The sequence below is a fragment of the uncultured Maribacter sp. genome (genome assembly GCF_947495965.1).
GTDB lineage: Bacteria > Bacteroidota > Bacteroidia > Flavobacteriales > Flavobacteriaceae > Maribacter_B.
This window is the reverse complement of the sequence record NZ_CANMBB010000009.1, coordinates 153044-164012: the sequence shown is the minus strand read 5'-3', so window position 1 is coordinate 164012 and position 10969 is coordinate 153044. Positions and strand designations below refer to the sequence as shown.

The 10969-nt window shown below is 33.5% G+C and carries 5 protein-coding genes; 2 read left to right on the top strand and 3 right to left on the bottom strand.

Annotated elements, in window-relative coordinates; all coding sequences use genetic code 11:
• Positions 1–356 precede the first annotated feature (356 nt).
• The 3 genes from Q0820_RS15350 to Q0820_RS15340 all read right to left on the bottom strand — a co-directional run bounded on the left by Q0820_RS15350 (position 357) and on the right by Q0820_RS15340 (position 7806).
• On the bottom strand, positions 357–1820 hold the full coding sequence (locus tag Q0820_RS15350) for a glutamate synthase subunit beta (RefSeq protein WP_298488909.1): 1464 nt from the start codon (positions 1818–1820) through the stop codon (positions 357–359).
• Between the two features lie 2 nt (positions 1821–1822).
• The gene (gltB, locus tag Q0820_RS15345) at positions 1823–6328 is read right to left on the bottom strand and encodes a glutamate synthase large subunit (protein WP_298488917.1); all 4506 of its coding nucleotides are present in this window, start codon (positions 6326–6328) and stop codon (positions 1823–1825) included.
• A 335-nt stretch (positions 6329–6663) separates the two neighbouring features.
• Positions 6664–7806, bottom strand: coding sequence for an acyl-CoA dehydrogenase family protein (locus Q0820_RS15340; RefSeq protein ID WP_298488907.1), 1143 nt, complete (start codon positions 7804–7806; stop codon positions 6664–6666).
• Between the two features lie 274 nt (positions 7807–8080).
• Between Q0820_RS15340 and Q0820_RS15335 the strand changes: the two genes are divergently transcribed.
• Together Q0820_RS15335 and nhaD are read left to right on the top strand one after the other, a co-directional pair.
• Complete coding sequence (locus tag Q0820_RS15335) at positions 8081–9313, top strand: Glu/Leu/Phe/Val dehydrogenase dimerization domain-containing protein (protein WP_298488905.1); 1233 nt, start codon at positions 8081–8083, stop codon at positions 9311–9313.
• 208 nt (positions 9314–9521) lie between these two features.
• A complete protein-coding gene (gene nhaD / locus Q0820_RS15330; RefSeq protein WP_298488903.1) occupies positions 9522–10916 on the top strand; it encodes a sodium:proton antiporter NhaD in 1395 nt (464 codons plus the stop codon).
• Positions 10917–10969: the final 53 nt, after the last annotated feature.

The following is a 10969-nucleotide window of genomic DNA, read 5'->3' as shown; positions in this document are numbered from 1 at the left end:
TGGGAGAGTAGGAAGCCGCCTTCTTCAAAGTCCGATACATTACGTATCGGACTTTTTTTATGCCTAAATGTTTGGAGTATTAAGTGGTAGTAATAATCTAAGATGTTAGTTTTATTGTTATAAGTAGTTTTAAGAGGTATTAATAGTCTAATAAGTACCTAAGTAGTGGTATAATTACGTAATACTATTGTATTTACTTGATATTACGATGTTGGTATAGGTATTAAATGTAGATTGTTCTAATTTGTGTATCTAATATGACGTACTAGAAATGCTATTTAATTTGTTAATATAGTGCATATAAAAAAGGCTGTCTTATTACTAAAACAGCCTTTTGTAGTTGCTATAACTATAGTTTAAATTCCTGGTAAATCTCCAGTCATATTTTTAGATGGTAAATCAGATTTACCCATTAAAAACTTATCTACTTGTCTTGCAGCTTCTCTTCCTTCAGATATTGCCCAAACTATTAAGGATTGTCCTCTGCGCATATCTCCAGCAGAAAATATATTTGGAACATTAGTTTGGTATTTACCGTACTTAGCTTCATAGTTTGAACGAGCATCTTTCTTAATGCCCAATTGTTCTGCTAGATACCCTTCTGGTCCCGTAAATCCAAGTGCAAGTAAAGCTAAGTCACATGGCCATGTTTTTTCAGTTCCAGGAACTTCAATTAATTTTGGACGTTGACCTTGGACCATTTCCCATTCTACATTTACGGTTTTTAAAGCAGTTAATTTCCCCTCTTTATTGGTTATAAATTCCTTAGTATTAATTAACCAGTTACGTTCTACACCTTCTTTATGAGAAGAAGATGTTTTTAATTGTAATGGCCAATAAGGCCAAGGTGTAGTAGGTGAGCGGTGTCCAGGTGGTTTTGGCATAATTTCAAAATTAATTACCGATTTTGCTCCTTGACGATTTGATGTTCCTACACAGTCAGAACCAGTATCTCCACCACCAATTACAATTACATTTTTATCTGTTGCTAGTACTTGGTCTTTTACTTCTTTACCAAAAACAACTTTTGTTTGTTGTGTTAAGAAATCCATTGCTTGTACAACACCGTCCGCATCAATACCTGGTGTTGGTAAAGAACGTCTTTCTGTTGCTCCGCCAGCTAAAACAATAGCGCTAAAAGCTTTTAACTCATCTACAGAAACATTTTTCCCAACATTAGAGTTTACTTTAAAAATAATTCCTTCGGCTTTTAAAATTTCAACTCTACGGTCAATAATACCTTTTTCCATTTTAAAATTAGGTATTCCATAACGTAATAAACCACCAACTTCATCATCTCTTTCATAAACTGTTACTAAATGACCAGCTCTATTTAGTTGTTGTGCAGTAGCTAAACCTGCAGGCCCAGAACCTACAACGGCAACAGTTTTTCCTGTTCTTGTTTTAGGAATTTGAGGTTTTATCCAACCTTCTTTAAAAGCACGTTCAACAATATTTTTTTCAATATTTTCTATAGAAATTGGATCTTCAATAATACCTAAAACACATGCTTGTTCACATGGTGCAGGGCATAAACGACCTGTAAATTCAGGAAAATTATTTGTGGAATGCAAAATTAATGAGGCTTTTTGCCATTCTCCTTGGTGAACCATATGGTTAAAATCTGGAATAAGATTCCCTAATGGACAACCACTATGGCAAAAAGGTATACCACAATCCATACAGCGTGATCCTTGTTCCGTAATTTCTTTATCACTTAAAGGAACTGTAAATTCTTTATAATCTTTAACACGCTTTTCAACAGCAATGTATTGTTCGTCTTTTCTTTCGAATTCTTTGAATCCTGTTGTCTTTCCCATAATTATGCTATTGTTAATTCTTCTACCATTGGTTCTTCATTTGCAATACGCTCCAGAGCTACTTTGTATTCTTTAGGCATTACTTTCACAAATTTAGATATACTATTTTCCCAATCAGCTAAAATTTCTTTACCTCTATTACTATTAGTATTGGCAACATGTTTTTGTATTAAACCTTTTAATTCTTTTTCATCTTCTCCTGATATAGGGTCAAAATCTACAGTTTCTTCGTTGCATAGGCCGTTAGTAAATTTTCCGTTATTGTTTAATACGTAAGCATAACCACCACTCATACCTGCAGCAAAATTACGTCCAGTATCTCCTAAGACAACAATTCTTCCACCAGTCATGTATTCACAACAGTGGTCTCCTACTCCTTCTACTACAGCTGTAGCTCCAGAATTACGAACTGCAAAACGTTCCCCAGCAATACCATTTATGTATGCTTCTCCTTTTACAGCTCCAAATAAACAAACATTACCAACTATTATATTGTGTTCTGCTATGAAGTCTGCTTCAGCAGGTTTTTTAATAATTATTTTACCTCCAGAAAGCCCTTTTCCTAAGTAATCATTAGTGTTACCTTCAACAGTATATGTAATTCCACTTGCTCCAAAAACACCAAAACTTTGACCAGCTGAGCCTTTAAAATTAAGGTTTAAAGTGTCTTCAGGTAATCCTAAGTGGCCATAAATTTTAGATATTTCATTAGAAACTATTGCTCCTAAAGAGCGATCGGTGTTATGTATAGGGTAATTTAAAGTTGTAATCTCTTTTCTGAAAATTGCGGCGTGCGCATCTTTCAGTATTTGAAAATCCATTACATTTTCTAAATTATGATCTTGCTTTTCTGTATTCTTTAAAGTAGAATTATTGTACTCTGCAGGTTGGTATAAAATAGCAGATAAATCTAATCCCTTAGCTTTATAATGCTTTATAGCTTTATTGGTGTCTATTTTTTGGGTTTGACCAATCATTTCGTCTACAGTTCTAAACCCTAAGTCTGCCATGATTTCTCTAAGCTCATTAGCAACATAGTAGAAGAAATTAATTACATGTTCTGGAGTGCCTTTAAAGTTTTTTCTTAAATCTTTATCTTGAGTAGCAATGCCTACAGGGCAGGTGTTTAAATGGCATTTACGCATCATAATACAACCTGAAGCAACTAGAGGTGCAGTTGCAAAACCGAATTCCTCAGCGCCTAACAGTGCTGCAATAGCAACATCACGACCAGTTTTTAATTGCCCGTCACATTCTACAACAATACGAGAACGTAAGTTATTAAGTACTAATGTTTGTTGTGCTTCTGCTAAACCAAGTTCCCAAGGTAAACCTGCATGTTTTAAGGAGGTTAATGGAGATGCTCCAGTACCACCATCATAACCAGAAATTAATACTACATCTGCTTTTGCTTTAGATACACCAGCAGCAATAGTACCAACACCTACTTCGGATACTAATTTTACATTTATTCTAGCTTCTCTATTAGCATTTTTTAAATCGTAAATTAATTGTGCTAAATCCTCAATAGAATATATATCATGATGCGGAGGAGGAGATATTAATCCTACAAATGGAGTAGAATTACGAGTTTCTGCAATCCAAGGTAAAACTTTATGCCCTGGCAATTGCCCACCTTCTCCAGGTTTAGCACCTTGAGCCATTTTTATTTGTATTTCTTTTGCAGAACTTAGGTAATGAGAAGTTACTCCAAAACGCCCTGATGCAACTTGTTTAATTGCAGAGTTTCTATTATCTCCATTGGCATCTGGTTGAAAACGTCTTCTGTCTTCACCACCTTCACCAGAGTTAGATTTTCCACCTAAACGGTTCATTGCAATAGCTAAATTTTCATGAGCTTCACGAGAAATAGAGCCGTAAGACATTGCTCCCGTTTTAAAACGTTTTACAATATCTGTCCATGGTTCTACTTCATCAAGGGGAATAGGGTCTAAGTTGTTAAACTCAAATAATCCACGAATAGTTAAAAGATTTTTAGACTGTTCGTTAATAGCATTTTTGTATGTATCGTAAGATTTTTGATCATTTAAACGTACAGCTTGCTGTAATTTAGCAACTGTTGTTGGGTTAAATAAATGGCGTTCTCCATTACGTCTCCATCTATATTCTCCACCAATGTTTAGTCCAAGACGCTTATCAATATACGTGTCTGGGTAAGCATATTTATACCTTTTTGTAATTTCTTTTTCAATTTCATAAAGGCCTATACCTTCAATTCTAGAAGCAGTATAAGGGAAGTATTTATTTACAAAATTTGAATTGAAACCAACTATTTCAAATATTTGAGAACCTCTATAGGAGTGTAAAGTAGAGATTCCAATTTTATTCATCACTTTTAGTATTCCCTTACCAATAGCTTTATTAAAGTTATCTACAGCTTTTTGCTCATCTAACTTTATAAACCCTTCTTTTACTTGCTCTCTAATAATTTCATTAACCATGTACGGGTTAATAGCAGAAGCTCCGTAACCAAATAGAGTAGCAAAATGATGCGGTTCTCTTGGTTCTGCAGATTCTATTACAATATCAAAATAAGAACGCTTACGTAAACGATTCATTTGGTGATGCACAAAAGAACATGCTAGTAAAGCAGGAATAGGTGCTAGACCTTCTTTTGCTCCTCTATCGGATAATATTATGATATTAGTACCTTTTTCTAAAGACTTTGTTATTTTGATAATGATGTCATCTAGAGCATCCTCTAAACCATTCATTCCTTGGTCTTTAGTATAAAGCATTTCTATAGTGTCTGCTTTAAAACCTTCTACATTAATATTTCTAATTTTTTCTAAATCATTATTAGAAATTACTGGGTTTTGTATTCTTAATTTATGACATTGTTCCGGTGTTATGTCAAAAATATTTTTGTCATGACCTAGAGCTAAACTAATATCGGTAACTACTTCTTCACGAATACCATCTAAAGGCGGATTGGTAACTTGTGCAAATAGTTGTTTAAAGTAGTTTGATATTAATTGCGGGTTGTCAGATAAAACAGCTAATGGGGTATCTATACCCATAGAACCTAATGCTTCTTTACCTGCTTGTGCCATAGGAACAATTACTTCTTGTATATCTTCTATGGTGTAATTGTAAAGGCGTTGTCTTGTTTTTAGGTCTAATGTTTCAATAGGACAAACTTCGTTTGTGTTTGGAACATCTTTTAGTTGCATATTGTTCTCTTTCAACCATTTTTTATATGGTCTTTCTGTAACAATTTTATTTTTTATTTCCTCGTCATCAATAATACGTCCATTATTCATGTCTACTAAAAACATTTTTCCTGGCTCTAAACGTCCATGGCTTTCAATGTCTTCAGGGTCTATGTTTACAACACCAACTTCGGATGACATAATAAGTTTTCCGCTTTTTGTGACTGTATATCTAGATGGTCTTAAGCCATTACGGTCTAATAATGCTCCAATATAATCTCCATCTGTAAAAGGAACAGAAGCGGGTCCGTCCCAAGGTTCCATTATGCAGGAATTGTACTCATAAAATGCTTTTCTTTCCTCAGACATTGTAGCATGTTTTTCCCATGCTTCTGGAATAGTCATCATCATAACCTCTGGTAATGAACGTCCTGTTAACGTTAATAGTTCAACAGACATATCCATAGAGGCAGAATCGGATTTGTTTGGTAAAATTATTGGGAAAAGTTTTTCGAACTGATCTCCAAAAATATCCGATTTCATTATTTCTTCGCGTACACGCATTCTAGAAACATTACCTCTTAGGGTGTTTATTTCTCCATTTTGACATAAGAATCTAAATGGTTGTGCCAGTTCCCATGTAGGCATTGTATTCGTAGAAAAACGTTGGTGTACTAAAGCTAATCTTGTAACTAAATCTGGTTGTTGTAAATCTGTATAATATGGTCCAATATCTTCAGGCATTATAATACCCTTATATATTAAGGTAGTATTAGATAAACTTGCAACATAGAAGTAGTTGCCTTGCGAAGTTTTAGAATTACGAATGGTATGTTCCGTAATTTTACGAGCAGCATATAATTTAGCTTTAAAAATATTCTCTTCTAAATCTCCTTGTCCAATAAAAACTTGTTCTATGTTTGGTTCAGATGCTAAGGCAATTTCTCCCAAATTAGAAGAATCTACAGGAACTGTTCTCCATCCTAGAATAGTTAAGCCCTGGTCAGTTATTTCTTTTTCAAATTCTTTTTTACAGAAATTGTATTGGTTTTTAATTTTAGGTAAAAAAACCATACCTACGGCATATTTTCTTTGTTCAGGAATAGTAAATTCACATACCCTTTTAAAGTAATCATGCGGAATATCTATTAGTAAACCAGCTCCATCGCCTGTTTTTCCATCAGAACTAACCCCTCCACGGTGCTCTAGTTTTACTAAAATCTCTAAAGCATCATGTATTATTTGGTTATTCTTTTCCCCATTAAGGTTACAAATAAAACCTGCTCCACAGTTTTCATGTTCAAATTCTGGTAGGTACAACCCTTGTTTTTTCAACTTCATAGATTATGGTATTTCTTCAAAAATATCAATTTATTTATGTTTTATTCAATGATTAAGAATAAATGACATAATAAATTCAATGATTAGGATAAAATGATAAAAATTGCCTAATAATGGATTTTTAAAAGGTTAAAATTATCATAATGATAAAAGTAGTGCATTATAGATAGTTCTGAAAGGTTTTTAGGGGGGTAGTTTTAAGTATGTCTTGTTTTGTAACAAATAACCCCAAATATATTAATGCAGTAACAAGCTTTGTAGTAAAAATAAAACAACCTTACCCATGAGATAATAGGGTAAGGTTGTAAATAACGTTTTTAAAAAAGAGGTTAGTCTCTTAGAATGCTTCTAGAAATTACTATTTTTTGAATTTCTGAAGTGCCTTCATAGATTTGCGTAATTTTAGCATCACGCATTAATCTTTCTACATGGTAATCTTTAACAAAACCATTTCCGCCATGTATTTGTACGGCTTCTACAGTAGTATCCATGGCAACTTGCGATGCGTAGAGTTTAGCCATTGCCCCAGATAAGTCAAAATTATGCCCTTGGTCTTTGTCCCATGCGGCTTTATATACTAGGTGCCTTGCAGCTTCTATTTGAGTATGCATGTCTGCCAATTTAAAAGCAATTGCTTGGTGATTAGAAATTTCTGTCCCAAATGCTTTACGTTGTTTGGAGTATTTTTTTGCTAATTCATACGCACCTGCCGCTATACCTAAAGCTTGTGCAGCAATACCAATTCTTCCTCCGGATAACGTTTTCATAGCAAATTTAAAACCAAAGCCATCTTCACCAATTCTATTTTCTTTAGGAACTTTTACATCGTTAAAAATTAAAGAATGTGTATCACTACCACGAATTCCTAGTTTATTTTCTTTAGGGCCAATTTCAAAACCTTTAGCTCCTTTTTCTACTATTATTGCATTAATGCCTTTGTGTCCTCTTTCTTTATCTGTTTGTGCTATAACAATATATATGCTTGCAGTACTACCATTAGTAATCCAGTTTTTAGTACCATTAATTACATAGTGATCCCCTTTATCTATAGCTGTTGTTTTTTGAGAGGTGGCATCACTACCAGCTTCGGGTTCAGATAAACAAAAAGCACCTATAATTTCTCCAGTGGCTAATTTGGTTAAATATTTTTCTTTTTGTTCCTCTGTTCCATAAGCTTCAATACCATAACAGACTAAAGAGTTATTTACAGAAACGACAACAGAAGATGAAGCATCTACCTTAGATAATTCTTCCATAACAATGGCATAAGAAACAGTATCTAAACCGCTACCACCATATTTAGGATTTACCATCATTCCCAGAAAACCAAGCTCTCCCATTTTTTTAACTTGTTCGGCGGGAAATTTTTGAGCATCGTCTCTTTCTATTACTCCTGGAAGCAGTTCGGTTTGCGCGAAATCTCTTGCTGCCTGTTGTATTAATTTTTGCTCTTCTGTTAAAGTAAAGTCCATATGTTTGAAATTATGATAAAATGATGATGCTAATATAAGGTTATAATGCGAATATCGTATTATTCAAATCTTTGTTTTTTGTTAAATAATGTCAAAGTAATTTAACAAAATGATTTCATTTTTTTATATTTGCATCACTACATTACATAGAATTGATGTTTAATTATTAGTTATGAGACAGCAGTAACCCCGAAAGGGGAGTTATATTTATTTTTTTCGGAGAGTACATAAAACAAGTATTGCAAACTAATAATATCATAAAAAATCAATTCTTATGAAAGAATTACTATATACATACGAGAATAAACAAGCAGAAATAGTTTTTAATTGGAAAGACTCTGAGACAGAGGCCGAGGGTTGGACTGTAATTAACTCATTACGTGGTGGTGCCGCCGGAGGAGGAACCAGAATGCGAAAAGGGTTAGATGTTAATGAGGTTTTGTCTTTGGCAAAAACTATGGAAGTAAAGTTTACGGTATCTGGGCCTGCTATTGGCGGTGCTAAATCTGGGATTAATTTTGATCCCAATGACCCTAGGAAAAAAGGAGTTTTAAAGCGTTGGTATAACGCTGTTGCGCCATTATTAAAAAGTTATTATGGAACTGGAGGGGATTTAAACGTAGATGAAATTCATGAAGTAATTCCTATTACGGAAGATGCTGGAGTTTGGCACCCGCAAGAAGGTGTTTTTAATGGGCATTTTAAACCCTCAGAGGCAGATAAAATAAATAGAATAGGGCAACTTAGATTAGGAGTTATAAAAGCTATAGAAAACGCTAATTATTCTCCAGAAGTTTCTAGGAAGTATACCGTTGCCGATATGATTACTGGGTATGGTGTTGCAGAGGCAGTAAAGCATTATTATACTATTTACGGAGGAGATGTAAAAGGAAAAAGAGCTGTGGTTCAAGGTTTTGGGAATGTGGGAAGTGCTGCGGCATATTATTTGGCATTAATGGGTGCTACCATAGTGGGTATTATAGATCGTGATGGGGGAATTATTAAAGAAGAAGGTTTTTCATTTGATGAGATTAAAGGTCTTTTCTTAAGTAAAAACGGAAATACTTTAGTTGCTCCCAAAGCAGACTTTATTCCTTTTGAGGAAATCAATGAACGTATCTGGACCTTAGCTACAGAGATTTTTGTGCCGTGTGCAGCATCTAGATTAATTACAAAGGAACAAATATCTAAAATGATAGATACTGGCTTAGAGGTTATATCTTGTGGGGCTAATGTTCCTTTTGCCGATAAGGAAATATTTTTTGGACCTATAATGGAATATACCGATGGTAAAGTAAGTTTAATTCCCGATTTTATTTCTAACTGCGGAATGGCAAGGGTGTTTGCATATTTTATGGAAAAAAGAGTTGGTATAGATGATGAGTTGATTTTTACAGATACTTCAAATACAATTAAGGAAGCATTGTTAAAAATATACAAACAAAATTCTTCTACATTAAATATTAGTAAAACAGGATTTGAAATTGCATTGAAGCAATTGGTGTAGTCAATTTAAAAAAATATTAAAAGGGTATATCTTTTTATATGTACCCTTTTTTTTGATAAAAAATTAATATAGAGTTACTATTTTCTATTACAACTTATGCAGTTAAGAGTACAATTTTGAATATCTTTAGCCAAAATTCTTTTAGATTGGAAAGAAGAGTTTTTTAAATATTTTTTTAACAACCAATTTTAATTAAAAATTATCTAGAATGGAATCAGCAATTATTCTTGTATTTGTGTTAGGATATCTAGCAATAACATTAGAACACAATTTAAAAATTGACAAACTAATACCAGCTTTGGTAATGATGGCTGTATGTTGGGCATTAATAGCTTTGGGTATTGATGGTTTTGGTACTTGGTTTGATTCTAGTGCACATGCCCTTGTGGATAATTTTGGAGGCATGGAACACGAAAGTAAGCTTCATTTAATGGAGGAGACTTTATTACATCATCTTGGGAAAACATCAGAAATATTAGTTTTCTTACTTGGAGCTATGACCATAGTGGAAATTATAGATTATTTTGATGGTTTTGCAACAATAAAAAGTTTTATAAAAACAAAAAGTAAGAGTAAAATCTTATGGATATTTTGCTTCTTAGCATTTATTTTATCTGCTATTATAGATAATTTAACGGCAACTATTGTTTTAATATCTATTTTACAAAAAATAGTTAAAGAAAGAGATGTAAGAATATGGTATGCAGGTCTTATAATTATTGCTGCTAATGCTGGTGGTGCTTGGTCTCCAATTGGAGATGTAACTACAACTATGTTGTGGATTGGAAATAAAGTATCCACAGGAAAATTAGTGAGTTTTCTTCTTTTGCCTTCTCTTGTTTGTATGTTGGTTCCAGCATTTATTGCTTCTTTTTTACCAGCGTTTAAAGGAGATTTAAATGTTTCTGAAGAGGAAGATAAAGCGCCAGGAAAATTTAGCGCAAGAATGCTATATCTAGGTTTGGGAGCTATTGTTTTTGTTCCAATATTTAAAACAGTAACTCATTTACCTCCATATGTTGGAATGATGCTTTCTTTAGGTGTGGTTGCAACTTTTGCAGAAATTTATAGTAACAGTAAATTTAATATAACTAGTTTAGATGACACTGGCGGTGAACATATGGCAGCTCATCATAGCCCAGTTCATTCTTCATTATCTAAAATTGAAATGCCAAGTATCCTGTTCTTTTTAGGAATATTAATGGCAGTTGCTGCATTAGAATCTTTAGGCCAGTTATTTGGTTTTGCTAGCTGGTTACAAGAGTCTACACCAATGTTAGGAACAGAGTTAGCAGGTACACGTGTTTCAGATTTAGTTGTATTACTATTAGGAGTTGGTTCTGCTGTAATAGATAATGTCCCGTTAGTTGCTGCTAGTTTAGGAATGTTTTCAGAAAGTTTAGATAATCAATTGTGGCACTTTATTGCTTATGCTGCTGGTACAGGGGGTAGTATGTTAATAATAGGTTCTGCAGCTGGCGTTGTAGCAATGGGAATGGAGAAAATAGATTTCTTTTGGTACCTAAAGAAAATTGCTTGGTTAGCTTTCGTAGGGTTTTTATCTGGTGCAATAGTATTTATTATATTAAGACAATTTATATAAGCCGCATAATTTAATAGATAAATTACCGTTATAAAGGCAACTCCTATAAGAGA